Here is a 26,455-nt window from a genome sequence, read left to right on the forward strand (position 1 = left end):
CAGGAAAGAGACCATGACCACGAACTCCACCGCCCTTCCGCTGCCGGCGAGCTTCGCGCTCGACCGACGCCTGCAGCGCCCCCTCGTCATCCTGCTCGCGCTCGCCGCGCCGCTCATCGCGCTCGCGATGGGCAAGAGCTGGGTGCGCGTGCTCGACTTCGCGCTGCTGTACGTGCTGCTCGCGATCGGCCTCAACCTCGTCGTCGGCTTCGCCGGCCTGCTGGATCTCGGCTACATCGCGTTCTACGCGGTCGGTGCCTACACCTGGGCCTTCCTTGCGTCGCCGCACTTCGGCCTCCACCTGCCGTTCTGGATCGTGCTGCCGCTGGGCGCGGCCTTCGCGGCGCTCGCGGGCATCGCGCTCGGCTTCCCGACCTTGCGCTTGCGCGGCGACTACCTCGCGATCGTGACGCTGGGCTTCGGCGAGATCATCCGCATCTTCATGAACAACCTGAACCAGCCGATCAACATCACCAACGGCCCGCAGGGCATCGACTCGATCGATCCGCTGACAATCGCGGGCCTGGACCTGTCGAAGGACCTCGACCTGTTCGGCTTCCAGGTCTCGTCGCTGTTGCTGTACTACTACGCCTTCCTCGCCTGCGTCGTCGCCGCGATCATCCTCGTGCGCCGCCTGCAGATCTCGCGCATCGGCCGCGCCTGGGCCGCGATTCGCGACGACGAGCTGGCCGCCAAGGCGATCGGCATCGACACGCGCATGATGAAGCTGCTCGCCTTCGCGCTGGGCGCGACCTTCGGCGGTGTCTCGGGCGGCCTCTTCGCGGCCTTCCAGGGCTTCGTCAGCCCGGAGAGCTTCAGTCTGATGGAATCGATCGTCGTGCTGACGATGATCGTGCTGGGCGGCATGGGCAACCTCGCCGGCGTCATCGTCGGCGCGATCCTGCTCACCGCGCTGCCCGAATTGCTGCGCCACTTCGCGGTGCCGATGCAGATGGCGCTGTTCGGCAAGACGTTGCTCGACCCCGAAGTGCTGCGCATGCTGCTGCTGTCGCTGGCGATGATCGTAATGATGCTCGTCCGCCCCGCCGGCCTGCTGCCCGCCCGTACCCGCTATGCCCACCGTGACCGGAGGAACGCATGATCACCCTGCTCGAATCGCGCGCCGTGAATAAACGCTTCGGCGGCCTGAAGGCGCTCACTGACGTCTCGCTGACGATCCGCAAGGGCGAGGTCTACGGCCTCATCGGCCCGAACGGCGCCGGCAAGACCACCTTCTTCAACGTGCTCACGGGCGCCTACGCGATCGACGGCGGCGAGTTCGTCATGAACGGCGCCGAGCTGCCCTCGGCCAAGCCGCATCTGGTCGTGCAGCACGGCATCGCGCGCACCTTCCAGAACATCCGCCTGTTCCGCGAGCTCACCGCGCTCGAGAACGTGATGGCGGGCCACCACATCCGCTCGTCGGCGGGCGTGTGGGGCATCCTCACGCAGAGCCGTGCGGCGCGCGAGGAGGAGCGCCTGATGCAGGAACGCGCGCTGGAGATCCTCGACTACGTCGGCATAGTCCGCCACGCTGACACGGTCGCGCGGAACCTCTCCTACGGCGACCAGCGCCGCCTCGAGATCGCCCGTGCGCTGGCGACCGAGCCGCAACTGCTGGCGCTCGACGAACCGGCCGCCGGCATGAACGCGACCGAAACCGCGGGGCTGCGCACGCTGGTCGAGACGATCCGCGGCGACGGCATCACCGTGCTGCTGATCGAGCACGACGTGAAACTCATCATGGGACTGTGCGACCGCGTCGCCGTCCTCGACTTCGGCAAGAAGATCGCCGAAGGCACGCCGGCCGAAGTCCAGCGTTGCCCCGACGTCATCAAGGCTTACCTGGGAGGCCACCGTGCGCACTGAGAACACCACCCCCATCCTCGAAGTCCGCGGCCTCAAGGTCGCCTACGGCGGCATCCAGGCGGTCAAGGGCATCGACCTGCAGGTGCGCGAAGGCGAACTGGTGTCGCTGATCGGCGCGAACGGCGCCGGCAAGACCACGACGCTCAACACGCTGGCCGGCGTCGTCCCGCACAACGGCGGCGTGATCCGCTACGCGGGCGAAGACATCGGCAAGCTGCCCTCGCACCTGCGCCTGCGCAGGGGGCTCGCGCTGGTGCCGGAAGGCCGCGGCATCTTCACCCGCCTCACGGTCGCCGAGAACCTGCAGACCGGCGCCTACACGCGCCGCGACACCGACGGCATCGCCGCCGACATGGAGAAGGTATTCACGCTGCTGCCGCGTGTGAAGGAACGCCTCAACCAGGTCGCCGGCACGCTGTCCGGCGGCGAACAGCAGATGGTCGCGATCGGGCGCGCGCTCTTGTCGCGCCCGCAGGTGCTGCTGCTCGACGAACCGTCGATGGGCCTCGCGCCGCTCATCGTCGAGAAGATCTTCGAAGTGATCCACTCGATCACGCGCGAAGGCATGGGCGTGCTGCTGGTCGAGCAGAACGCCAACCTCGCGCTCGAAGTGTCCGAGCGCGCCTACGTGATGGAAGGCGGCCGCGTCACGCTCGAAGGTACCGGCAAGGCGCTGCTCGACGACCCCAAGGTGCGCAGCGCCTATCTGGGCGAGGAGATCGAGGAACTGGCGGCCTGAAAAACCACCCCTCGCGAGGCAAGCATCGGCGCTGCCCGCCCTACAGCGGCAGCGCCGTCTCGTTCTTGATCTCGCGCAGCGCGACGCTGGAATTGGTGATGTCGACTTCCGGGATCTTCAGCAGGAAGTTGTGCATGAACGAGGACAGCGCCTCGAGGTTGGGCAGGTAGAGTTTCAGCAGGCAATCCGTCTCGCCGAGCAGCTCGTAGCATTCGACGACCTCGTCGCAGCCCTTGATTGCCTGCTCGAAACGGTCGAGCACGTCGGCGCTGTGCTTCTTGAGCTTCACGCGCACCCACACGCAGGTCTCGAGCCCCAGCTTCTTGCGGTCGAGCAGCGCGACGTAGCCGCGGATCAGCCCCGCCTCCTCGAGCTCGCGCACCCGCCGCCAGCACGGCGACGAGGACAAGCCCACCTTCTCGGCCAAGGTCTGCGTGCTGATCGTCGAATCCTTCTGCAGCAGCGCGAGAATGCGCCGCTGGGTCGGGTCGAGTTTCATGTCTCCCCCTTTTCCTGTCGTGACGGGCGGGCGAACGCCCGCCGCCGCATCGCCGGACCGGAGCCGGGCGACGCCGGGGCCTATGCGTGGCCCCTTGTCGTGTCACGCGATCAGAGAACCTTCAGCAGCTCGACCTCGAACACCAGGGTCGCGTTCGGCGGAATCACGCCGCCCGCGCCGCGTGCGCCATAACCCAGTTGCGGCGGGATGGTCAGCTTGCGCTTGCCGCCTTCCTGCATCCCCTGCACGCCCTCGTCCCAGCCGCGGATGACGTGGCCGGCGCCCAGCGGGAAGTCGAACGGGTCGTTGCGGTCCTTGCTCGAATCGAACTTCTTGCCGTCGGTGAGCCAGCCGGTGTAGTGCACCGAAACACGCTTGCCCGCGACGGCGGTGGCGCCGCTGCCGACTTCCAGATCCTCGATGACGAGGCCGCTGGCGGTGGTGGTTTGGGACATCGAATCTCTCCTGCGCGGGTTAAAACCGCGATTCTAACCGCCCCGCCTGCGCCGGTTGGCGAACTTCTCGCGGAACTTGGAGATCTTCGGCGCCACGACGTACTGGCAGTAAGGCTGGTCCGAGTGGTTGGCGAAGTAGTCGTAATGATAGGGCTCCGCAGGCCAGAACGTGCCCGCGCGCTCCACCTTGGTGACGATCGCACTCGGGTACACCCGCGCCTCGCCCATGTGCTCGATGAGGCCGAGCGCGACATGCAGCTGCTCGTCGTTCGTCGCAAAGATCGCGGAGCGGTACTGCGTGCCGATGTCGTTGCCCTGGCGGTTGAGGCTCGTCGGATCGTGGATCACGAAGAAGATCTCCAGCAGGTCGCGATAGCTCACGACTGCCGGGTCGAACACGATCTGCACGGCCTCCGCGTGGCCGGTGCCGCCGTCGCACACCTGCCGGTAGGTCGGCGCGTCGACACGCCCGCCGATGTAGCCGGACGTCACCGACTCCACTCCGTCGACTTCCTTGTAGACGGCTTCCAGACACCAGAAACATCCCCCCGCAAGAATGGCCGTCTCGCGTGTTGCGGGTGTCTCGCTTCTCGTCATGCGTGCTTTCTCCATCGAAAATCCCGCGATTAGGACAGCATTGTCGTCCGGCGATTCCCGCTATTCGAATGAAATCGTGTAATAGATGTCCGCCGCGTTGTCGCTGCCGCCGCGCGCCACCAGTGACACCCTGCGGCTGAGCTGGTAGGTCAGCTTGACGAGGCTTTCGGCCCCGCCCAGGCTCTGCTCGAAGGACAGGAACAGGTCCGACGACAGGCGCTTGCCCAGCGTCAGGACCTGCCCGCCGACGTTGTCGCCCCCTCGCACGATGGTACCTTCTCCGACAACGCGGCTGGTGGCACTTCGGGTGACACCGCCAACTTCTCCCTGTCCGATCGACAATTCATCGAAGCCGAGGCTGCGCGACAGCTGGTCGGTCATGCCGCCTTCGGGGCCGCCGAGCAGCGCCTGCGCGGCCGGCAGCAGCAGCCCCATGTCCCCGCCGCCGCCCGCGCTCGGCGCGCGCCCGAGCACGATCCACGACAGCTTCTCCGGGTCAGGCACGTTCGGCTCCGACACCAGCCGGATGAGCGGACGCCGCGCGCTGCCGGCGATCTCGATGCCGGCCTCGACCGCGAGCCCCTTGCGCAGCGCGACGACATTGAGCCCCGGATTGTCCGGCGCCCCCTGGAAGTTGATCAGGCCGCGCTCGATCGACAGTGCCTGGCCGTAGCCGCGATAGGTGCCGCCCGCCGTCGCGATCGTGCCGATCGCGCTCGGCGGCGCGCCGTCGCGCAGGCGCAGCCGCAGGCCGCCGGTCAGCCGCGTATCCACGCCCAATGCCGACAGGTAGAAATGGTCGCCCAGCGCGATCGCAACATCGGCCGCGACGCGCAGCCCGCCCCCGCCGGTGCGCGGCTCGCGGCCGAGGACCACGACATCGTCCGAGAGGCTGGGTGCGGGGGAGTCGGACGCCTCGATGTAGCCCGCGTCCGCACGCAGGTTCGCCGCCAGGTCAACGTGCGTCCAGGTACTGTTGGCCGCGCCGACGCCCGACAGGATCAGCCAGCGGTCGCTGCGCTGCAGGATCGGCAGGCGCTCGGCCTCGAAGGAAAAGCGGCCGATGCCGCTGTCGAGCGCGATCTCGCCGCTCGCGCCGAGGCGCCCCGGTGTGGCCGTCAGCCGCGCCACCGGCAGGCGGCCGTCGCGCGGACGGACCCGGTTCGGCGACACGAACTCCAGCCGGGCGAGGCGCAGGCGATCGCGATCGAACTCGGCCTGCAGCTCCCCGCCGGAGAGATGCAGGCCCTGATCCACGAGCGCCAGCGACAGCTCGCGCCCCGCGATCGTGCCGCTCGCGCGCGGCGCCGCCGGCGTGCCGGCCAGTGCGAGGCTCGCATCGAGACTGCCGCCGGTGACGACGTTCTCCTGCATCAGGCGGCCGATCCAGGCCACCGACGGCATCGCCAGATGCGCCGACCCGAGCAGCGCCGCATCGGGGGCGAGGCGCCAGCCGCCGCCCGGCGCCCGCTCGGCCTGCGCCGTCGCCGCACCGGCCAGTTCGCCCAGTTCGCTGCCGCGCGCCTCCAGCGCCAGCGCGAGGCGGTTGTCGTGGGCGCCGAGGCGCGCCTCCAGATGCTCCAGTCCCAGGCGTGCCGGGATCTCGCCGCTCACCGTCAGGTCGCCCGCCTCGCGGAACACGCGCGCCGAGCCTTCGACGACTTCGCCCAGCCTCAGGTCCCACTCCGCCCCCAGCACCAACGGCCCCGGTCCGCGGCGCGGGCGGCCTTCGGGGCTCGCGACCAGCCCGAAAGCCAACCCGCTCAGGGCGCCGCGCGCGACGGCCTGCTGCGGCGACCAGCTCGTCTCGTCGAGGCGGATGCGCCCGCGTTGGCCGGCGTCGAGCGTGGCCGCGCCCAGCGCCGCGCGCTGCGCCCCCAGCTCCAGTGTCGCCGCATTCGTCAGGCGTGCCGGCCAGCGCCCCGCCGTCTCCAGCGCCACCAGCCGCCCGCGCCATGTCGTGCCGGCATTCGCCACGGCATCCGCGACCCCGCCTTCCATGCGCAGCCGCAGACTGTCGCCGCCCAGGCCGGTCGCGACGACGTCGACCGCATGGGCACGACGGGTCCCGTCGACCCGCAGGCTCCCCTCGCTGACCCAGTCGGGATCGTCCGCAGCGCGCCCATCCTTCTCCGCCTTCGCTGCCGTGTCGACCGACCTCAGGCCGCGCAGATTCACCGCGAGATGCAGCTCGCCGTCCGCCCCCGACGCCAGCGATCCGTCCCCGTCTGCCGACGCGATGCGCAGTTCCCCCGGCAGCCGCAGCGCCTCGGCGGCGAACTTCATGCTGCCGGCCGGCAGCGCCGCGCCGCCGGACAGCAGCCCCGCGAGCGTCAGCCGCCCGCCCAGACGCGGGTCGAGCGCGGCGAGCGCCGGCGCATCGACATCCACCTTCAGGACGTCCTGCCGCGCCCCCCAGGCACCGCGGGCGAGGATGCGGTTGCCGGCGAGATCCAGATCGAGATCGCCGTCGGCGAGACGTTCCCCTTCGACGACGGCGCGCAGCGTCCCGCGCACCGCCTTTCCGTTCAGCTGCCCCGGCAACAGGTCGACCACGGCGTCGTAACGCGGCGCCGCACCCAGCGCGGCCGCGAGCCGGAAATCCAGGTTCAGCCTCGCCTGCGGTGCGCCGGCGATGAAGCTGCGCGGATCGAAGGACGACACCGCGCCGTGCGCCGCGAGGCTGCGCGCCCCGCCTTCGCCCAGCGCCGTCACGACGGCCTGGGCACGCAGGCGTGCGTCCTTCACGCGCACGTCCATCTCGGCGCTCTGGCGCTCGCGGTCGCCCTCGGCCTGCAGCCTGCCAGTCAGCACCGAGCGCGGCAGACGTCCGTCCAGCCGCTGCATCTCCACGCCCGCCAGCTGCAGCGTGGCGCTCAGGCGACCGAGCGGATCGCCGGGCGCCCCGGATGCCTCCCCGCCGCCCTGCTCGTTCAGCCCCCCCGGCCGCCAATCGACGTCGCCGGTGACGCGCCCGCCCCCCGCCAGCTGCAGGACCAGGTCTTCCGCCCGCATCCGCTCCGGCGCCCAGTGCAGCCGGGCGGCGAGCTTCGTGAGGGGCAGCCCCTGCCGGTCGATCGCGTCGGGGCGCCGGTTCTCGACCGTGGCCGGCCCGGCCAATCCCCATCCGCCCTGCGCATCGGCCTGCGCCACGAGGTCCGCCGCGATGTGCAAGGCCGCATGTGGCGCGGACGGCTCGAACACCGACGGATCGAGCTCGCCCAGCGCGACGCGCAACCGGCGCAGCGGCACCGCCTCGAAGGGCGACGCGAGCACGTCGCCGTCGCCGGCGAGCCCTGCACCGGCGGCTTCGATCCGCAACTGCGGCGCAAGCAGGTCGCCGGCCGCGACGAGCGCCAGCCGGAAGTCGCGCCCGCCCTGCGTGCCGTTCAGGCTCGCGTTCGCCGACAGCCGGAACGGCGCCTGGCCGTCGATCTCCCCGGCGAGCTCGGCCCGCCCGAAAGGCAGGATCGCGCGGAGGGATTCGATGCGATGGCGCGAACCGTCGCTGCGCACGCGTGCGCCGAAATCGGAGAACTCGAACGTCGCTTTTGCGGCGCCAAGTTCGCCGTCTGCCCATTCGCGCAGCACGAACCGGCCGACGCTGAGCGATTGCGCCGCCAGCGCTACCGGCAGGACGAGGGATTCGGGAGGCTTGACCGGGGATTCGCCGCCCGGACGCGACGCCAGCTCGACGCGCTCGGCAGCCAGTTCGTCGATGGCGAGGCCGCCGTCGAAGAGCGCCGCCGGTCGCCACGCCAGCGCGAGCCCCTCGGCACGCACACGCAGATCGGGCATGTCGATGCGCAGCACGCCAACGCGCAGCGGCCCCACGAGCCGGCCCGAAGGCGACTCCAGCACCACGCGCCCGCCGCTCAGCGCGCCCGCGACCGCCGCGGCCGCCCTGAGGCCGGATTCGCTCAGCACGAGCCAGGCCGCCACCAGCGCGGCCAACGCCGGCACGGCGACGGCCGCCCCAAGGAGGACCGCCCACCGCCTGCGCGGGCGAGCGGCCGGTTGCGGAGCCGGTGGCGACGTCACGCGTCGCCCCGCTCAGCCGAACAGCGCGCGCAGCTCCTCGCCCGGGTCCGGCGCACGCATGAAGGCTTCGCCGACGAGGAAGGCATGCACCGCGTTCGAGCGCATCAGCGCCACGTCCTGCGGCTTGAGGATGCCGGACTCGGTCACCACGAGCCGCCCGGCGGGGATGCGCGGCAGCAGGTCCAGCGTGTTCTGCAGCGTGACCTCGAAAGTGCGCAGGTTGCGGTTGTTGATGCCGACGAGCGGGGTCGCGAGCTGCAGCGCGATGTCGAGCTCGGCCGCATCATGCACCTCGACCAGCACCGCCATGCCGAGGCTCGTCGCGATCGCCTCCATCTCCTGCATCCGCGCGAGATCCAGCGCCGCGGCGATCAGCAGGATCGCGTCCGCACCCATCGCACGCGCCTCATACACCTGCCACGCGTCGACGAGGAAATCCTTGCGCAGCGCCGGCAGCGCGCACGCCGCCCGCGCCGCCTGCAGGTATTCGGGCGCGCCCTGGAAGAACTGCCGGTCGGTCAGCACCGACAGACAGGCCGCGCCGGCGCGCTCGTACTGCACGGCGATCTCGGCGGGAACGAAGTCCGGCCGGATCACCCCCTTCGACGGGCTCGCCTTCTTGACCTCGGCGATCACGGCCGCGTCGCCGGCAGCGATCTTCGCGCGCATCGCGCCGACGAAGTCGCGCGCGGCGGGCGCCATCTCGGCCTCCGCGCGCACCCGCTCGAGCGGGCGCACCGCCTTGCCCGCCGCGACTTCCTCGACCTTCACGGCGAGGATCTTGTTCAGGATGTCGCTCATGCCTGCCTCACGCTAATTGCCGGTTGAAGGCGAGGAACTCCTCGAGCTTCGCCCGCGCCGCGCCGCTCGCGATGATCTCGCGCGCCCGCACGATGCCGTCGGCGATCGAGTCCGCGAGGTTGGCCGTGTACAGCGCCACGCCCGCGTTCAGGATCACGATGTCGCGCGCCGGGCCCGGCTTGTTGTCGAGCACGCCCAGCAACACCGCCTTCGACTCCTCGGCGCTCTGCACCTGCAGGTTGCGCGTGCCGGCCATCGCCATGCCGAAGTCCTCGGGATGGATCTGGTACTCGCGGATCTCGCCGTCCTTGAGTTCGCCGACCATCGTCGCCGCGCCCAGGCTCACCTCGTCCATGCCGTCCAGGCCGTAGACGACCAGCACGTGCTTCGCGCCCAGGCGCTGCATCACGCGCGCGAGGATGCCGACGAGGTCGGGGTGGAACACGCCGAGCAGCGTGTTCGGCGCGCCGGCCGGGTTCGTCAGCGGGCCGAGGATGTTGAAGATCGTGCGCACGCCCATTTCGCGCCGCACCGGCCCGACGTTCGCCATCGCGCTGTGGTGCGCCGGCGCATACATGAAGCCGATGCCGGTCGCCTCGATCGAGGCCGCGACCTGCTCCGGCGCGATGCCGAGCTTCACGCCGAGCGCATCGAGGACGTCCGCCGCACCGCTCTTCGACGACACGCTGCGCCCGCCGTGCTTGGCAACGCGCGCGCCGGCCGCCGCGGCGACGAAGATCGTCGTGGTCGAGATGTTGAAGGTGTTCGCGCCGTCGCCGCCGGTGCCGACGACGTCGAGGAAGTTCTGATCCGGCCCTTTCACCTGCACCTTCGTCGCGAGCTCGCGCATCACGGTCGCGGCGGCGGAGATCTCGCCGATGGTCTCCTTCTTCACCCGCAGGCCGGTGAGGATCGCGGCGGTCATCACCGGCGACACCTCGCCGGCCATGATCTGGCGCATCAGCGACAGCATCTCGTCGTAGAAGATCTCGCGGTGTTCGATCGTGCGCTGCAGCGCTTCCTGGGCAGTAATCGTCATGGCAATCCTTGTCTTTTCACGCAGGCCGCTGGCCTGCGCTCGGGTTTCATTCAGCGCGGCTCTGGTCGAGGAAATTCCGCAGCATCGCGTGGCCGTGCTCGGTCAGGATGGACTCGGGGTGGAACTGCACGCCCTCGACCGCGAGCGTCTTGTGGCGCACGCCCATGATCTCGCCGTCGTCGGTCCAGGCCGTCACTTCCAGGCAGTCGGGCATGCTCTCGCGCTCGATCGCCAGCGAATGGTAGCGCGTGCAGGTCACCGGATTGGGCAGGCCGGTGAACACGCCGAGGTTTTCGTGATGCACCGGCGACGTCTTGCCGTGCATCAGGCGCTTGGCGTGCACGATCTTGCCGCCGAAGGCCGCGCCGATGCTCTGGTGGCCGAGGCACACGCCGAGGATGGGGATCTTGCCCGCGAACTCGCGGATCGCCGGCACCGAGATGCCGGCCTCGGCCGGCGTGCAGGGGCCCGGCGAGACCACGAGCTGTTCGGGCTTCATCAGCGCGATCTGTTCGAGGGTGATTTCGTCGTTGCGATACACCTTCACCTGCGCGCCGAGCTCGCCGAAGTACTGCACGAGGTTGTAGGTGAAGCTGTCGTAGTTGTCGATCATCAGCAGCATGGATGCATTCCTTGTTGCACGTCGGCACGCATGGCGCGCCGGACGGGGGGAGCACGGCGGCGTGCGGGCCGCCGCTCCGCGGGTTCAGTCGATGCGGGTGTCGAGCCCGGATTCCGCCATCTCGGCGGCACGCAGCATCGCGCGCGCCTTGTTCTGCGTCTCCGTCCATTCGGCGTCCGGGTTGGAGTCGGCGACGATGCCCGCGCCGGCCTGCACGTGGATATGACCATCCTTGATCACCGCCGTGCGGATCGCGATCGCGAGGTCCATGTCGCCGTGGAAGCCGATGTAGCCCGCGGCGCCCGCGTAGATGCCGCGCTTGACCGGCTCGAGCTCGTCGATGATCTCCATCGCGCGCAGCTTCGGCGCCCCGGACACCGTGCCGGCCGGGAAGGTCGCGCGCAGCACCGCGAGCGCGTTGAGGTCGTCCTTCAGGCGCGCTTCGACGTTGGAGACGATATGCATCACGTGCGAGTAGCGCTCGATCGTGAACTGGTCGGTCACGCGCACGCTGCCGGTCTCGGCGACGCGGCCCGCGTCGTTGCGGCCGAGGTCCAGCAGCTGCAGGTGTTCGGCGCGCTCCTTCTCGTCGGCCAGCAGATCCGCTTCCAGCGCGAGGTCCTCCGCCTGCGTCGCGCCGCGCGGGCGCGTTCCCGCGATCGGGCGCACCGTCACGCGCTTGCCCTGGCCGTCCTCGTCGAGGCGCACGAGGATCTCGGGGGACGCGCCGACGACGTGGAAGTCCTCGAAGTTGAAGTAGAACATGTAGGGCGAGGGGTTCAGCGAGCGGATCGCGCGGTACAGCGCCATCGGGCTCGCCGCGTAGGGCTTGCTCATGCGCTGCGACAGCACGACCTGCATGATGTCGCCGTCGACGATGTACTGCTTGGCGCGATTCACCGCCGCCTTGAAGGCCTCCTCGCCGAAGCTCGACACCGCGGGCTGCGGCTCGGCGTGCATGTCCTCGGGGATCTCGACCGGCGCGCGCAGCCGCGCGAGGAGTTCGCGCAGGCGCTTCTTCGCGCGCTTGAAGGCGCCGGGGACTTCCGGCTCGGCATACACGACCAGCGTGAGCTTGCCCGAGAGGTTGTCGACGATCGCGATTTCCTCGGACAGCAGCAGCAGGATGTCGGGCGTGCCAATGGTATCCGTCTGCTGCGCGTGGGCGAGGCGCGGCTCGATGTAGCGCACGGTGTCGTAGCCGAAGCAGCCCACCAGGCCGCCCGCGAAGCGCGGCAGGCCGTCGCGCGGCGGCACCTTGATGCGCTCCATGAACTCGGCGACATAGTTCAGCGGATCGCCGTAGTCGCGCCGCTCGACGAGGCGGTTGCCGGTCAGCAGCAGCGCCGAGCGGCCATAGACCTCGATGCGCGTCGAGGCCGCCAGCCCGATCATCGAATAGCGGCCGAAGCGCTCGCCGCCCTGCACCGATTCGAGCAGGTAGGAATACGGTTCGTTGGCGAGCTTCAGGTAGATCGACAGCGGCGTGTCGAGGTCGGCGAAGGTTTCGAGCGTGACCGGGATGCGGTTGTAGCCCTGCGCGGCCAGCGCGTTGAATTCCTGCTCAAGCATGGAGACTCCACGGAAAACGGTTCAATTCGGCAAGGGGTGCGGGCAAGTCGCCGCCCGCGAAGCAGTCGCGTATTAGTGGCCCGCAGGCCACGAGCGCCAGCCGCGCCAGCGCAGTTGCGCGGCGACAAACTGGATGCTTTCCTCTACCGAATCCCGGTTCCTGTAGGTCACGATGTCTCGATCGGATGATGATGTCTTGCGGCGTTTCCTGCCGAGAGGCGCCGGGGCGTCACGCCGCTGCGATGCGGTCGAGCGCGCCGGTTGCGATCGATAGTAGCCCATCGCATTCGATGGTGTCCACCGCCATGCCTTCGCTATATCCATAGGTCACGAGCAGCACCGGCATGCCCGCGCCGCGTGCGGCGAGCGCGTCGTTGGCCGAGTCGCCGATCATCAGCGCCTGCGGCGAGGCGACGCCCAGGAGCTCGCAGGCGTGGTGCAGCACCGCCGGATCGGGCTTCTTCACCGGCAGCGTGTCGCCGCTCACGACCGCACCGAAGTACGACGTCAGCCCCATGCGCTCGAGCAGCGGCAGCGTGAAGGCCTCGGCCTTGTTGGTGACGCAGGCCAGCCGCAGTTCCATCGCGCGCATCGCCTCCAGCGTCTCGATCACGCCGGGATAGATGCGCGTGCTGCGGCCGTTGACGTCGGCGTAATGGCGGCGGAACACCGCGACCGCCTGGTCGATCTCGCCCTCGCCGGCCTCGGCATCCTCGGTCATGCAGCGGCGCACGAGGTTGGGGATGCCCTTGCCGACGAAGGAATGGATCTGCTCCAGCGGGCGCGCCGGACGCCCCATCTCGGCGAGCGTGAGGTTGGCCGCGTCGGCAAGGTCGTGGATCGTGTCGAGCAGGGTGCCGTCCAGGTCGAACAGCACCGCCCGCACCGGAAAGCGGGCAAGCTTCATTGCTTCACCTTCGCCAGTTCGGCGCGCATCGCGGCGATCACGCTGTCGTAGCGGTGGGGATCGGAATCACGGCCGGCGCCGAACACCGCCGAACCGGCGACGAAGGTGTCAGCCCCCGCGGCGGCGATCTCGGCGATGTTGCCGACCTTCACGCCGCCGTCGATCTGCAGCAGGATCTGCCGCCCGGTCGCCGCCTCGTAGGCGTCGAGCCGCTCGCGCGCCGCACGCAGCTTGGCCAGGGTGCCGGGAATGAACGACTGCCCGCCGAAACCGGGGTTCACGCTCATCAGCAGCACCATGTCGATGTCGTCGAGCGCGTGATCGAGGTAGTGCAGCGGCGTGGCCGGGTTGAATACCAGGCCCGCCTTGCAGCCGTGGTCACGGATCAGCGCGAGCGTGCGGTGGATGTGGTCGGACGCTTCCGGGTGGAAGGTGATCACGTTCGCACCGGCCTTGGCGAAGTCGGGGATGATGCGGTCGACCGGCTTCACCATCAGGTGCACGTCGATCGGCGCCTCGGTATGCGGCCGGATCGCCTCGCACACCAGCGGACCGATCGTGAGGTTCGGCACGTAATGGTTGTCCATCACGTCGAAATGGATCCAGTCCGCACCGGCGGTGATGACGTTGCGGACCTCCTCGCCGAGGCGGGCGAAATCGGCGGAGAGCAGGCTGGGGGCGATTCGGTACATTGTTGTGTTCTCCAGGGGTTGGCCCCCATTTTAACCCGCGTCTCCGTGGCGGTCGCACGGGCTTCCTGCGTCGCGCAACCGACGCCGGCCATCAATCGACCTAGCGCACGCACACCCTGCGCACCTGCTCCATGTCGGTGACGCCGGCAAACACCTTCTCGATGCCGTCCTGGCGCAAGGTGCGCATGCCTTCGGACAGTGCGAGCGCCAGGAGCTCGGCGACGCGCGCGCGCTCCTGGATCAGGCGCTTGGCCTCGCTGGTGGCGACCATCAGCTCGTGCAGACCGACGCGCCCGCGGTAGCCGCAGTTGCACTCCGGGCACCCCACCGGTCGGTAGAGCGTGAAGCGGCCGTCCGCACCATGTTCCGCCTGCAGGCGGGCCAGCACCGCCGCACGCGCCGCAGCCGGATCGGCCTGGAAGGCCGGGGTCGCCGCCATGTCCTCGCAATACTCGTCGAGCATCTGCCGGACCTCACCCTCCTCCGGGCGATAGGCTTCCTTGCACTTGCACAGCCGCTTGGCGAGACGCTGCGCCAGCACCCCGAGCAGCGCGTCGCCGAAATTGAACGGGTCCATGCCCATGTCGAGGAGGCGCACGACGGACTCCGGCGCGCTGTTCGTGTGCAGCGTCGACAGCACGAGGTGGCCGGTCAGCGAGGCCTCGATGCCGACCGACACGGTCTCCAGGTCGCGCATCTCGCCGACCATGATCACGTCGGGATCGGCGCGCAGGAAGGAGCGCAACATCGTCGCAAAATCCAGCCCCGCCTTGCGGTTCACCTGCACCTGGCGCAGGCCCTTCTGCGTGATCTCGACCGGGTCCTCGGCAGTCCAGATCTTCGTCTCGGGCGTGTTGATGTGGCCGAGGATCGAATGCAGCGTGGTCGTCTTGCCCGAGCCGGTCGGGCCGCACACGAAGAACAGGCCGTAGGGCTTGGTGATCGTGCGCTTGAGGCGCTCGAGGTTGTGCGGGCTGACGCCGAGCTTGTCGAGCCTGATCGGCTCGCTGTGGCCGAGCAGGCGCATCACCACGTCCTCGAGCCCGCCCGCGGTCGGCACCGTCGCGACGCGCAGCTCGATGTCCAGCGGCGCGAACTTGCGGAACTTGATCTTGCCGTCCTGCGGCTTGCGGCGCTCCGAGATGTCGAGGTCGCACATGATCTTGATGCGCGTCACGAGCGGGTTGCGGTAGCTCGCCGGGACCTGGATGTAGGGCACGAGCGTGCCGTCCTTGCGGAAGCGGATCAGCGTCTTTTCCTTGCCCGGACGCGGCTCGATATGGATATCGGAGGCGCCCTGGCGGTGGGCGTCGATGATGACCTTGTTCACGAGCTTCACGAGCTCGTTGTCGGCCGCCGCGGAGACGTCGTCGGCAACCGACCCCTCCTGCTCGTCGTCCATCAGGTCGTGCAGCAGGTCGTCGACCGAACTGCTCTCGATCGACGGCTCGAAGTACTGGTCGACGGTCTGCTCGAACTCGCAGCGCGTGGTGATGCGATAGGCGAGCTTCTTCTTCGGGAATACGTTCTCGGCGATGCGCGACACGCGCACCTGCTCGGGGTCGTAGGTGAGCAGGACGATGCCTTCGTTCGTCTCTTCCAGCGGCAGCCACTGGTTCTGCACCACGTACTCGCGCTTGATGTTGCGCAGCAGGTCCATCTGCCTGACGCGCTCGGAGCGGAAAGGCTCGTACGCGACGTTGAAGAAGCGCGCCGCCGCGTCGCCGATCTGCGGCAGTGTCAGCCCGTACTTCTGGACGAGGACGTCCTCGACGTGGGCGCCGGTTTCGTGCGCGATGCGCGTCGCATCGTCCATCTCGCCGGTGACGATGCGCCCGTCGGCGATCAGCGCGTCGTAGCGCGAACGCAGCGCCGCCGGCGCATTGCTGCGCTGCGCGAACGCCACCCCCAGCGTCTGCGCGAGCCCCAGCAGACCTTCCGTCGCAACGGGCGGGAAATCCTCTCCGCCCAGCGAATTGACCACCTCGACGACACCGTGCAGCGTACCGCTGTTCGGATCGATGATCGGCGCGCACAGCATCTGGCGCGTACGGTAGCCGCCGAGGGTATCACCGAGGGTGCGAAAGCGCAGGTCTGGCGAGATCGCCGCCAGTTCGGCGGCATCATAGACGTCGCGCAGGTTAAGCGCCTCGCGCGTCAGCGCGACGAAGCCGGCGATGCTGCTCTCGTCGATCGGCAGGCGCGCGCCGGGCGACACGCCACGGCCGGTCTTCACGCGCGCCAGCAGATGCGTGCCACCGTGGTTGACGACGAAGAAGGACAGCCGCTCCGCACTGAACAGCGCACACAGATCGGTCGACAACTCCGACACGATCTCGTCGATATCCTTGCTCGCATGGATACGCGCCGTGATCGCCTGCAGCCCCTTGAAAAAGGCCAGCCGCGTCGCGACTTCCCCCCCGGCGCCGGGCTTTCCCTGCATAGAGCTGATTGACATGCGGATACCTGATGACGGCTGAAATGACAAGCATTCGGAACCGGCCATTCTAGCCTCACCGGGGCAGGGGGAGAATCAGAACTCGATGACCTGCCCCTGATGCAATACTTCAGCGCGCAGGCGCCCGCCCGCATCCGCGATCTGCGCCATCACGCGCTCACGCTGTCCCGGCTTGATATGACTGATATATACCCTCGGATTGACCGTGAGCTCGTTGAGGAGGCCCGCCACCATGGCCGGGCTCATGTGGCGCGACGCCAGCGCAAGCCCGTGCTGCTCGTCGGGAAAGGCGGCCTCGATGATCAGGTGGTGCAGCCTGGGGCAGGCATTGATCGCTGCAATGAGCTCCGGCGAATAGGTGGTGTCGCCCGAATAAACGAGCTGGCCATCGCCGCCGTCGAGGCAGTACGCGACGGCCGGCACGCTGTGCAGGGCCGGCAGCGGCGTGATGACGCGCGTGCCGAGCTTCACCGGCTCGCCGACCGCGAGCGGCTGCAGCCGCAGGAAAGGCCGGCGCCGATCGGGGATGGCGGTGAAATCGGGCCAGATCAGCCAGTTGAACACGTGCGCACGCAGGATGCGCAAGACCTCGGGGATCGCATACACGGTGATCGGGACACCACGCATTTCGCCCACGGCGTCGACGATCAGCGGGATCGCCGCAATATGGTCCATGTGGGAGTGCGTGACGAAGATGTGATCGACGGCCGCGAGTTCCTCCAGCTCCAGGTCGCCGGCCCCGGTGCCGCAGTCGATCAGGATGTCGTCGTCGGCCAGGAAGGCGGTCGTGCGGCCCTCGGCTCCGCCAATGCCTCCACTGCAGCCCAGCACCTTCAGCTTCATCGTTCCCCGCAAGTGCAACGCCGCGCGACCCGGCGGCTCGGCAGTGTTCCGTTGATTTTCGACACCCTAGCACCGCGCCTGCGGAATCGGCGTGCAGTACGGCACGACGAAAAGTCAGCCCTGCAACGAAAAGGCCATGCGCACCCCGGCGATCTCGACGATGTCGCCGTCACGGAGCGGATGGGCCCCCGCCTCGATCGGCCGGTTGTTCACCTGCGGGAAGCTCTCGCCTTCCGCATGGGTGATGAAATAGCCCTGCGGGCGCCGCGAAATCACCGCGACCTGCAGGCCGGGCTTGCCCAGCGTGGTCACCGCCTTGGCGAGCTGGAGTTCACGGCCGGCAGTCGGACCGCTCAGGACCTTGATGATCCCGAGCTGCGATTCGTCGAACGCCGGCTCGGCGGTGACGCTGGCCATCACATCCGGCGGCAGCATCTGGGTCTCGCCCGCCGCGGGCGCTGTTGCGGACGCCGCCCCCGAAGCACGCAGTTCGTCCGACGGCTCGAAGCGGTCACCCCGCGGGCGCCGCTTCGCGTCGGCGAGAAACTTGAGCCGGTACTTGCCCAGTTCGATGACGTCGTTGTTGTGCAGCACGCACTTCTTGACCGGCTGGCCGTTCACGTAGGTGCCGTTGGTGCTGTTCTGGTCTTCGAGGAAAGCGTCGTCGAGGATGGTCGTGATCAGCGCGTGCTGCCCGCTGATCGCGAGGTTGTCGATCTGGATGTCGTTGTTCGGCTTGCGACCGATCGAAACGCGCTCCTTGTCGAGGGCGATTTCCTTGAGGACCAGCCCGTCCATGCTGAGGATCAGCTTCGGCATCGTTTCCTTTCCTTCGTCCAGACGGCGCTCATGCAGCCATGCGCGCCAGTATCACGGAAATATTGTCGCGCCCTCCCCGCTCGTTGGCCAGTGCCACGAGCTGGTCGGCGGCGGCTTCGAGGGGCGCCTGCATCGCGGCGGCAGGCCGCAGCACGTGCGCGATCGCATCGTCGTCGAGCATGTCGGTGAGCCCGTCCGAACACAGCAGGAAGATGTCCCCCGAACGGGCGGAATGGATACCCGGCTCGGGCAGGACGAGGGGCGAGACGCCCAGCCCCCGCGTGAGGAGGCCCCGGAACTGCGAGCGCGCCGCTTCCTCGGGCGTCATGATGCCGGCGTCCAACAGCTCCTGCAACATCGTGTGGTCGCGCGTCAGCTGCTGCAGCCCGACGTCGCGCAGCCGGTACATCCGAGAGTCGCCGACATGGGTAGCCACCACGCAATCGGCAAGAAAGACGGCCGCGACCAGCGTCGAGCCCATGCCCGAGAGATTCGGGTCGCGCGCTGCCTGCGCGCGGATGTCGGCATTGGCGTCGTGTGCGGCCGCCTCCAGCACGGCAGCGGCCCGTTCGGGCACGCAGGCATCCGCCTCGGCAAGTTCGCGCTCGAGGCGCTGCAGGGTGCTGTCCACGGCAAGCCGCGAGGCGACGTCCCCGCCGCGATAGCCGCCCATGCCGTCGGCCAGCACGGCCCATCCGCGCTCCTCGCGCACCGCAATCGAATCCTCGTTGCGTTTGCGCACCTGCCCCACATCACTGCGCGAGCAGAACTCGAACCGGCCCGGAGACGAGGTGGACATGGCTCTGCGACGCCCGCATGCGCCTCAGTACGGCAACTCGCAGCCGAGGCCGCGCTCGCGTGCGCGCGCAACGACGCGGGCCGCGACGGCGATGTCCTGGATCGCCATGCCCTGCGATTCGAACAGCGTGATCTGCTCCGCAGACGTGCGGCCCGGCCGCACGCCGGCAATCACTTCGCCCAGCTCGACCCAGCGGCCCGGTTGCGTGCGCCCCTTCTCCAGCAGCGGCATCAGGTCGCCCGCCTCGCGCACCGCGATCTCGCGCGAATCGACGCAGATCACGTCCGCGCGCCGCACCGCGGCCTCGGACAGCTCCTGCCGCGCCAGGCTGTTGGAACCTGCCGCGGTGACATGGGTGCCCGCCGCGAGCCAGTTCGCATCGAAGAGCGGCTTGGGCGAGGTCGTGATCGTCACGACCACGTCCGCGCCGCGCACGGTGTCCTCGGCGCTTGCCGCCGGCACGACCTCGCGGCCGGTCTCGCGGCTCATCTGCGCGCAGAAGGCGGCGAGCCGCTCCGGATTGCGCGCGAATACCTTGATGCGCTCGATCGGCCGCACCGCGCACAGCGCGAGCACCTGCCCCTGCGCCTGCCAGCCGGAGCCGAACACGCCGGCCACGCGGGCATCCGGTCGCGCGAGCCACTTCGTCGCGACGCCGCCTGCCGCACCGGTCCGCATCATGCCGAGCCGGTCCGCCTCCAGCACGGCAACGGGATCGCCACTGGTGGCGTCGAAGAGATGGACCCAGAAGCGGTTGCGCCCGCCCGCCGACGTATACACCTTCAGGCCCGTCAGGTTGAGGTCCGGCACGCCGCCCTGCAGCAGATGCGTCATCGACGCCGGCAGGCGCACGCGCTGGCGCGGGTAATCCACGGTCTCGCCACGCCCGTGGGCGCCCATCACCTGCTCCACGGCCTCGAGCACCATCGGCATGTCCAGCAGGCTGCCGACCTCTTCTTCCTTCAGGTAGATCGTCATATGCGCGAAATCATCCTTTCACGATGCCGCCGCGTGCGGCCGATGGGCCAGTCTACTCCAGCTTGGCGGCGACGAAAAAAGGCCCGCCACGATGGGCGGGCCGTTCGGCAGGCGCCGGCGCGTCACATCATGCCGAGCGCCCTGGGCAGCACCAGCGAAATCCACGGCACATAGGTAACGAGCACGAGGAAGATCAGCATCGACACCAGCCACGGCCACACCGCGACGGTGAGCTCGGTGATGCCCATCTTCGTGATGCCGGAGGCGACGTAGAGGTTCAGGCCGACCGGCGGATGGCACATGCCCACTTCCATGTTCACGACCATGATGATGCCGAAATGCACCGGATCGATGCCGAGCTTGACCGCGATCGGGAACAGGATGGGCGCGAGGATCAGCACGATCGACGACGGCTCCATGAAGTTGCCCGCGATCAGCATCAGGATGTTGGCCATGATCAGGAAGCCGACCACGCCCACGCCGGTGCCGATCATGAAGTCCGCCATCTGCTGCGGGATGTTCTCGTGCGTGAGCAGGAAGGAGAACAGCACCGCGTTGGTGATGATGTAGAGCAGCATCGCGCTCATGTTGGCGGAGTTCAGCAGCACCTTGGGCACATCTTTCATGCCCAGGTCCCTGTACACGAACACCGCGACGAAGAACGCATACACCGCGCTCATCGCGGCGGCCTCGGTCGGCGTGAAGATGCCGGTGTAGATCCCGCCCATCACGACGACGATCAGGAACAGGCCCCATGCGGACTCCCTGAACGCGCGCAGCCGCTCCCCCGCGCTCGCCTTCGGCTGGCGCGGATAGTCGAACTTGCGTGCGCGGTACCAGGTCGTGAAGCCGAGGAAGAACGCGAGCAGCAGGCCGGGCACGACGCCCGCCATGAAGAGCGCGCCGACCGAGGTGTTGGTCGACACCGAGTACATGACCATGACGATCGACGGCGGGATCAGGATGCCGAGCGCGCCCGAGGTCGTGATGACGCCCGCGCCGAACTTGTTCGGGAAGCCCTGCCTGACCATCGCCGGCAGCAAAATCGCGCCGATCGCGACCACCGTCGCGGGGCTCGAACCGGACACCGCGGCGAACAGCGCGCACGCGAGCACGCCACCCAGGCCCAGGCCGCCGTGCCAGTGGCCGACCATCGCGGTCGCGAAGTTGATCATGCGCCGCGCCACGCCCCCGTGGGTGAGGAAGTTGCCCGCGAGGATGAAGAACGGGATCGCCATGATCTCGAACTTCTCGATGCCGGTGAAGAGCTTCAGTGCGACCGATTCGATCGGCACCTGGGTCATCGTGAACAGGAAGGTCAGGACGGTGAGGCCCAGCGAGATCGAGATCGGCATCCCGGTGAGCATCAGCACCAGGAGCAGGACGAAGATGATGGCGGCGCTCATTGCTTGCCTCCCTTGCCGTTTTCGCCCATCTGCTTGTGCGTCAGGTCGTGCGGATGCAGGTTGTCGTCCATGTCGAGGTAGTTCGCGTCGACCGGCAGGTTCTCCTCGTCGATACCCTCGACGTGCCCGTGATCATGCGTCGGCAGCTCGCCGGTGCGGATGAAGGCCACCATCACCTGCAGGAAGCGGAAGCACATCAGGTAGGAACCAAGCGGGATCGCCGAGTAGACGATCCACGTCGGCCATTCCAGGTCGGGGGTCGTCGGCCCTTCGTACAGGTCGCCGGTGTCCATGCCGAACCAGGTCAGGAACTGGTAATGCGCGCCGTTCTCGAGCACGAAGGTCAGGCCCAGCGTGCCGACGATACCGGTGAACAGCGCCCCGGCGCCCAGGCCGATGACGACGAACTTGGCACGGTTGGCGTCCGACAGGCGGTTGATGAGCACGTCGACGCCGACGTGGATGCCGGTGCGCACGCCGTACGCGGCGCCGAACTTCGCCATCCACACGAACATGATGATGGTGAGCTCCTGCGCCCAGCCGAGGTTGAGGGACAGCAGCCAGTCCTGCACGCCCGGAATCGACAGGCCGGAGCCGTAGCGGTGCACCACCGATACGAAGATGATCAATGTTGCCGCACCCATGAGGAAGGTGATGAGCCACTCCTCGAGGTGATCGAGCACTTTAAGCATGAGGGTTTCTCCCGTCGCAAGGACGCCCGCCCGCGCAGGACCCTGCGCAGCGTGGCGGGCGTCGGAGCTGTGGATGGATTACAGCCTGGACGGGTCGAACCCGGTTTCCTTGTAGATTTCCTTGATGATCTCGGCGCCGATGCGCGACTCCATCTTCTTGTGCACCGGCACAAGCGCCTTCTTGAACGCCAGCTTCTCGGCGTCGGTCGGCTTGTAGATCGCGGTCTTGCCCGAGGCGCGCACGGCCTCGAGGGCCTTGTCGTTCTCGTCACGCGCGATCTTGTTGGCGAAGTCGGTCGACTCCTTCATCGCCTGCTCGAGCTGGCCGCGCACCTCGGCCGGCAGGCCGTCCCAGAACTTCTTGTTGGTGATCACTGCATAACCCAGGTAACCGTGGTCGGTCAGGGTCATGTGCTTCTGCACCTCATGCATCTTCTGGGTGTAGAGGTTCGAATGCGGGTTCTCGGTGCCATCGACGACGCCCGTCTGCAGCGCCTGATACACCTCGGAGAATGCCATCACCTGCGGGATCGCGCCCAACACACGCATCTGCTCCTCGAGCACCTTGGACGACTGCACGCGCAGCTTCTTGCCCTTCAGGTCCTCGGGCGTCTTGATCGGGCTATTGGCCGACAGCGACTTGAAGCCGTTGTCCCAGAACGCCAGGCCCTTGATGCCGCGCGCCTCGAGCTTGCCGAGGAGCTGCTTGCCGACCGGCCCCTGGGTGACCTTGTGCAGGTCCTCATAGCCGTCGAAGATGTACGGCAGGTCGAAGACCTCGAATTCCTTCACGCCCAGCGGACCGAACTTCGCCAGCGAAGGCGCGAGCATCTGGACGGCGCCGAGCTGCAGCGCCTCCATTTCTTCCTTGTCCTTGTACAGCGTGCTGTTCGGGTAGACTTCGACCTTGACGGCACCCTTGGTGTACTTCTCGGCAAGTTCCTTGAACTTGTCGGCCGCCTTGCCCTTGGGCGTGTCGTTGGCGACGACGTGGCTGAACTTGATAACGACGGGATCGGCGGCGACCGCGGCAGCGGACAGCCCCATTGCGACGAGACCAATGAAAAGGGAGCGGATCTTCATCCTCTATCTCCTCCAAATTACATAGTTATATATACCTGTCCCATGTCCGGGCGGGTGCCGTGCAGCAACCAGAAGCGCCGGACACTTGTTTCAGTTTATGAATCGCCCCCACCCTATAACATTGTGGTTATCCACAACATGGACGCCGTCCACCCGCAGATGAGCTCCCGCGCGACCATCGCCCTGACCGCCCGGCAGCGCTGGCTGACGGCCGTGCCTTACCTGACCGTGCTGCTGTTTCTCGTGGTGATCGCCGCGCTCGTCTGGTTCACGCGCGCCTACGACGAGGAGGAGCAGCGAGCCACGCTCATCAACGACGTGCTGTGGATGGAGCAGAACCTGCAGTTCAAGCTCGACCGCAACGTCTCGCAGCTCGCACAGATCGGCCAGGAGATCCTTTCCACCACCGACCACCACCCATCGCAGACCTCGGCCGCACTGCGCCAGCTCGTGCGCTCGGAGAACGGCCTCGTGCGCGTGATGTGGCTCGACGCCACCGGCCACATGCAGGGTGCGCTGCCCCCCCTCGGCGAAGGAGAAATGCCCGGGGAATCACCGAGCGAACAGTCGGCCTCGCGATTCCGCCTCGCCCGGGCGCTGGAAAGGCCCATCTACGGCCAGATCCATGCCGCCGCCGGCGACCGCCAGCAGTTCGAGGTGCATGTCCCGATCTACTCCGAGAACGGTTTTGCGGGCGCGATGGTGGGCGTCTACTCCCTGCGCGAGCTCGTCACCGACGAGCTGCCCTGGTGGTTCGCCGAGCGCTACCGCGTGAGCGTGCACGACAGCGACGGGCGCGTGCTCGTGTCGAAATCCAAGGTCGCGCCGCTGTCGGACCGGCTGAACTATTCGATGGCCCTCGATCCGCCCGGCGGCGGCCTCACGCTGCAGGTCACCGCCTACCGCGGCGAGACGCGCTGGGTCCAGGTCCTGCTGATCGGCTCCATCCTGCTGCTCGGCGGCATCCTGATCTGGAGCGTGCTGCAGCTGCGCCGCGAGCTGCAGCGCCGCCACCGGGCCGAACAGGCCCTGCGCAGCGAATCCTTGTTCCGCCGGGCGATGGAGGACTCCATGCTCACCGGCCTGCGCGCCCGCGACCGCGACGGCCGCATCACCTATGTGAACCCCGCCTTCTGCCGGATGGTCGGCTACAGCGCCGCGGAGCTCGTCGGCTGCACGCCGCCGATGCCCTACTGGGACCCGGAGTTCCTCGAACAGACGCAGGAGGTCCACGACCGCGTCCTCAGCGGCAACGCCCCGCCCGACGGCTTCGAACTGCGCCTGCGGCGCAAGAACGGCGAACGTTTCGACGCCCTCATCTTCGAAGCCCCGCTGATCGACGCCGCGGGACGGCACACCGGCTGGATGGGCTCCCTGCTCGACATCTCCGCCCAGAAGCATGCCGAGGAACTCGCGCGCCAGCAGGAAGAACGCCTCCAGGCCACATCCCGCCTGATCACGATGGGCGAGATGGCCTCGACCCTCGCGCACGAACTCAACCAGCCGCTTGCGGCGATCGCCAGCTACAACACCGGCTGCCTCAACCGCCTCGAACAGCCCACGCTGGACCGCGAGGAGTTCAAGGACATCTTCGACCGCATCGGCCGGCAGGCACGCCGCGCCGGCGACATCATCCGCCGCGTGCACGACTTCGTGCGCCGCTCCGAGCCCAAGCGCGAACCGCTCGACATCAACCTGATGATCCGCGAGGCGATCGGCCTCATCGAAGCCGATTCGGCCAAGCGCGGCATGCGCGTCGAAACCGAGCTCGACGAATCGCTGCCGGCCGTGGCGGCCGATCCGGTGATGATCGAGCAGGTCATCGTGAACCTCGTGCGCAACGGCATGGACGCCATGCGCGACAATCCGCCGTCGCGGCGCACCGTGCGCGTGAACACGCAGCGCGAGGGCGACATGCTCGTCGTGCGCGTCGCCGACAACGGCACCGGCATCGATCCCGAAACCGCCCGCCGGCTGTTCGAACCCTTCTTCACGACCAAGACCGAAGGCATGGGCATGGGCCTCAACATCTGCCGCTCCATCGCCGAGCTGCACCACGGCCGGCTCGGTTTCGAAACCAACCCCGACGGCGGTACCATCTTCACCTTGTCGCTACCCGTGGAAACCTCATGACCCAGCCTTGCGCCCACATCATCGACGACGACGAAGCCATCCGCGACGCCCTGCAGTGGCTGTTCAAGACGCGCGATGTCGCGTGCGCCACCTGGTCGAGCGCCGAGAGCTTTCTCGAGGCGCTCCAGCCCGGCTGGCGCGGCTGTGTCGTGCTGGACATCCGCATGCAAGGCATGAGCGGCCTCGAATGCTTCGACGTGCTGCGCCAGCGCGGCAACCAGCTGCCCGTCATCTTCATCACCGGCCACGGCGACGTGCCGATGGCCGTCGCCGCGCTGAAGAAGGGCGCATTCGACTTCATCGAAAAACCCTTCAACGACAGCGATCTGGTCGACATCGTCATGCGGGCGCTGGAGATCGACGCGAACAACAAGCGCGCCGAGGCCACCCGCGACACTGTGGAGGCGCGCCTCGCCCTGCTCACCGCGCGCGAGCAGGAAGTCATGGAGCTGATCCTCGCCGGCAAGTTCAACAAGGTCATCGCCGACGAACTGTGCATCTCGATGCGGACCGTGGAAGCCCACCGTTCCAAGGTGTTCGAGAAGATGGAAGTGCGCTCCGCGGTCGAGCTCGCGCAACTCGTCAATCTCGTCCGCAACCGCGCCCTCTGACTCCCGCCGGAATCCGCCCCATCGTGCCGCACCCCGATCACCCTCACGCTCACCACTCCGCTGTCGAGCGCATGCGCATCGACAAATGGCTGTGGGCCGCGCGCTTCTTCAAGACGCGCTCGCTCGCCAGCCAGGCGATCGAAGGCGGGCACGTCAGGCTCAACGGCCAGGCGGTGAAGCCCGCCCGCGAGCTGCGCGTCGGCGACAGCCTCGACATCGTCGCGGGCGGCACGCAATGGACCGTCATCGTGCGCGGGCTCAACGAACAACGCCGTCCTGCCGTCGAGGCGCAGCAGCTGTACGAGGAAACGCCCGAAAGCAGCGCCCGCCGTGCGGCCGAAAAGGAAGACCGGCGCCTCGCACCGGTCCCCGGCAGCGATCTGCGCGGACGGCCGACGAAGAAGGCGCGCCGCCAGATGCGCGGCTTCAACGAAGGTTTCTGATCACCGGAATGGCCGCCGCCGCGTGGCCATTCAGCGCTCCCAGACCGGAACGAGTCCCGGCTCGCCCGGCGCGCAGCGGAATTCCGCCGCGACCCCGACCTCCCCGATCCACGCCGCCTCACCATCCACTCGCAGCACCGGCAGGCGCTCCCGCAGCCACGCGGGGATCCCCGCTTCCTGGCACAGGTTCTTGAAACTGCGGCGCGGCCGGCCCGCGCCTTCGCGCAGCGCGAGCCCGCTCCAGCGCGGACTCAGCACGACCTCCCCGGCACGGTCCAGCGCAGCCCGGCTCAGCCCTGCGCCGACCGCCTCCGCAAAGACCACCTTGCCCGCCCCCCAGGGCAGCTCCTGTCTCTT

At 68.2% G+C, this 26,455-nt stretch carries 25 protein-coding genes; 6 read left to right on the plus strand and 19 right to left on the minus strand.

What is annotated here, in order from left to right; translation table 11 throughout:
* Positions 1-13: 13 nt before the first annotated feature.
* Genes GPA22_RS14595 through GPA22_RS14605 form a run of 3 tightly spaced genes read left to right on the plus strand, consistent with a single transcriptional unit; the run spans position 14 to position 2,608 of the window.
* On the plus strand, positions 14-1,102 hold the full coding sequence (locus GPA22_RS14595; protein WP_169256792.1) for an ABC transporter permease subunit: 1,089 nt from the start codon (positions 14-16) through the stop codon (positions 1,100-1,102).
* Positions 1,099-1,869, plus strand: coding sequence for an ABC transporter ATP-binding protein (locus GPA22_RS14600; protein ID WP_169256793.1), 771 nt, complete (start codon positions 1,099-1,101; stop codon positions 1,867-1,869). Before GPA22_RS14595 ends, GPA22_RS14600 begins: the two co-directional genes overlap by 4 nt.
* On the plus strand, positions 1,859-2,608 hold the full coding sequence (locus GPA22_RS14605; RefSeq protein WP_169256794.1) for an ATP-binding cassette domain-containing protein: 750 nt from the start codon (positions 1,859-1,861) through the stop codon (positions 2,606-2,608). The genes GPA22_RS14600 and GPA22_RS14605 overlap by 11 nt, the downstream gene beginning before the upstream one ends.
* A 40-nt stretch (positions 2,609-2,648) precedes the next feature.
* On the opposite strand, the gene GPA22_RS14610 is transcribed toward GPA22_RS14605, so the two are convergent.
* The 18 genes from GPA22_RS14610 to GPA22_RS14695 form a co-directional block, all read right to left on the minus strand.
* Entirely contained in the window at positions 2,649-3,107 is a 459-nt protein-coding gene (locus GPA22_RS14610; protein ID WP_121429896.1) for an Lrp/AsnC family transcriptional regulator, read from the minus strand.
* Between the two features lie 110 nt (positions 3,108-3,217).
* On the minus strand, positions 3,218-3,562 hold the full coding sequence (locus GPA22_RS14615) for an FKBP-type peptidyl-prolyl cis-trans isomerase (protein WP_169256795.1): 345 nt from the start codon (positions 3,560-3,562) through the stop codon (positions 3,218-3,220).
* Positions 3,563-3,595: 33 nt separating this feature from the next.
* Positions 3,596-4,159 carry a peptide-methionine (S)-S-oxide reductase MsrA gene (msrA, locus tag GPA22_RS14620; RefSeq protein WP_169256796.1) on the minus strand — a complete coding sequence of 188 codons (564 nt, stop codon included), beginning with the start codon at positions 4,157-4,159 and terminating at the stop codon, positions 3,596-3,598.
* Positions 4,160-4,219: 60 nt separating this feature from the next.
* The gene (locus GPA22_RS14625) at positions 4,220-8,122 is read right to left on the minus strand and encodes a translocation/assembly module TamB domain-containing protein (RefSeq protein WP_343036057.1); all 3,903 of its coding nucleotides are present in this window, start codon (positions 8,120-8,122) and stop codon (positions 4,220-4,222) included.
* Positions 8,123-8,212: 90 nt separating this feature from the next.
* Complete coding sequence (gene trpC / locus GPA22_RS14630; protein WP_169256798.1) at positions 8,213-9,001, minus strand: indole-3-glycerol phosphate synthase TrpC; 789 nt, start codon at positions 8,999-9,001, stop codon at positions 8,213-8,215.
* Between the two features lie 7 nt (positions 9,002-9,008).
* On the minus strand, positions 9,009-10,040 hold the full coding sequence (trpD, locus tag GPA22_RS14635) for an anthranilate phosphoribosyltransferase (RefSeq protein WP_169256799.1): 1,032 nt from the start codon (positions 10,038-10,040) through the stop codon (positions 9,009-9,011).
* 46 nt (positions 10,041-10,086) lie between these two features.
* Positions 10,087-10,662, minus strand: a complete 576-nt coding sequence (locus GPA22_RS14640) for an aminodeoxychorismate/anthranilate synthase component II (protein WP_169256800.1) — start codon at positions 10,660-10,662, stop codon at positions 10,087-10,089.
* Positions 10,663-10,746: 84 nt separating this feature from the next.
* The gene (trpE, locus tag GPA22_RS14645) at positions 10,747-12,234 is read right to left on the minus strand and encodes an anthranilate synthase component I (protein ID WP_169256801.1); all 1,488 of its coding nucleotides are present in this window, start codon (positions 12,232-12,234) and stop codon (positions 10,747-10,749) included.
* 229 nt (positions 12,235-12,463) lie between these two features.
* On the minus strand, positions 12,464-13,141 hold the full coding sequence (locus GPA22_RS14650) for a phosphoglycolate phosphatase (RefSeq protein WP_169256802.1): 678 nt from the start codon (positions 13,139-13,141) through the stop codon (positions 12,464-12,466).
* Positions 13,138-13,833, minus strand: coding sequence for a ribulose-phosphate 3-epimerase (gene rpe / locus GPA22_RS14655; protein WP_169256803.1), 696 nt, complete (start codon positions 13,831-13,833; stop codon positions 13,138-13,140). Before rpe ends, GPA22_RS14650 begins: the two co-directional genes overlap by 4 nt.
* Positions 13,834-13,933: 100 nt before the next feature.
* Positions 13,934-16,291 (minus strand): GspE/PulE family protein, encoded by a 2,358-nt coding sequence (locus GPA22_RS14660; protein ID WP_169256804.1) that lies wholly within the window; start codon positions 16,289-16,291, stop codon positions 13,934-13,936.
* A 75-nt stretch (positions 16,292-16,366) separates the two neighbouring features.
* Positions 16,367-17,134, minus strand: coding sequence for a 3',5'-cyclic-nucleotide phosphodiesterase (locus tag GPA22_RS14665; RefSeq protein WP_169256805.1), 768 nt, complete (start codon positions 17,132-17,134; stop codon positions 16,367-16,369).
* A gap of 114 nt (positions 17,135-17,248) precedes the next feature.
* Positions 17,249-17,953, minus strand: a complete 705-nt coding sequence (locus GPA22_RS14670) for an FHA domain-containing protein (RefSeq protein ID WP_169256806.1) — start codon at positions 17,951-17,953, stop codon at positions 17,249-17,251.
* A 28-nt stretch (positions 17,954-17,981) separates the two neighbouring features.
* The gene (locus GPA22_RS14675) at positions 17,982-18,752 is read right to left on the minus strand and encodes a PP2C family protein-serine/threonine phosphatase (RefSeq protein ID WP_169256807.1); all 771 of its coding nucleotides are present in this window, start codon (positions 18,750-18,752) and stop codon (positions 17,982-17,984) included.
* A gap of 24 nt (positions 18,753-18,776) precedes the next feature.
* The gene (locus tag GPA22_RS14680) at positions 18,777-19,730 is read right to left on the minus strand and encodes an ornithine cyclodeaminase family protein (RefSeq protein WP_169256808.1); all 954 of its coding nucleotides are present in this window, start codon (positions 19,728-19,730) and stop codon (positions 18,777-18,779) included.
* Between the two features lie 122 nt (positions 19,731-19,852).
* The gene (locus GPA22_RS14685; RefSeq protein WP_169256809.1) at positions 19,853-21,136 is read right to left on the minus strand and encodes a TRAP transporter large permease; all 1,284 of its coding nucleotides are present in this window, start codon (positions 21,134-21,136) and stop codon (positions 19,853-19,855) included.
* A complete protein-coding gene (locus tag GPA22_RS14690; protein ID WP_169256810.1) occupies positions 21,133-21,828 on the minus strand; it encodes a TRAP transporter small permease in 696 nt (231 codons plus the stop codon). Before GPA22_RS14690 ends, GPA22_RS14685 begins: the two co-directional genes overlap by 4 nt.
* Positions 21,829-21,906: 78 nt before the next feature.
* A complete protein-coding gene (locus GPA22_RS14695) occupies positions 21,907-22,911 on the minus strand; it encodes a TRAP transporter substrate-binding protein (protein ID WP_169256811.1) in 1,005 nt (334 codons plus the stop codon).
* A gap of 138 nt (positions 22,912-23,049) precedes the next feature.
* Between GPA22_RS14695 and GPA22_RS14700 the strand changes: the two genes are divergently transcribed.
* The 3 genes from GPA22_RS14700 (at position 23,050) to GPA22_RS14710 (ending at position 26,098) form a co-directional block, all read left to right on the plus strand.
* Entirely contained in the window at positions 23,050-25,044 is a 1,995-nt protein-coding gene (locus tag GPA22_RS14700) for a sensor histidine kinase (protein WP_246264395.1), read from the plus strand.
* On the plus strand, positions 25,041-25,655 hold the full coding sequence (locus GPA22_RS14705; protein ID WP_169256812.1) for a response regulator transcription factor: 615 nt from the start codon (positions 25,041-25,043) through the stop codon (positions 25,653-25,655). Before GPA22_RS14700 ends, GPA22_RS14705 begins: the two co-directional genes overlap by 4 nt.
* A gap of 71 nt (positions 25,656-25,726) precedes the next feature.
* On the plus strand, positions 25,727-26,098 hold the full coding sequence (locus GPA22_RS14710; RefSeq protein ID WP_169256813.1) for an RNA-binding S4 domain-containing protein: 372 nt from the start codon (positions 25,727-25,729) through the stop codon (positions 26,096-26,098).
* Positions 26,099-26,128: 30 nt separating this feature from the next.
* On the opposite strand, the gene tilS is transcribed toward GPA22_RS14710, so the two are convergent.
* Positions 26,129-26,455 (minus strand): tRNA lysidine(34) synthetase TilS (gene tilS / locus GPA22_RS14715; protein ID WP_169256814.1); only part of this gene is annotated, 327 nt, incomplete at its 5' end.

The organism is Aromatoleum toluvorans (genome assembly GCF_012910905.1).
GTDB classification, from domain to species: domain Bacteria; phylum Pseudomonadota; class Gammaproteobacteria; order Burkholderiales; family Rhodocyclaceae; genus Aromatoleum; species Aromatoleum toluvorans.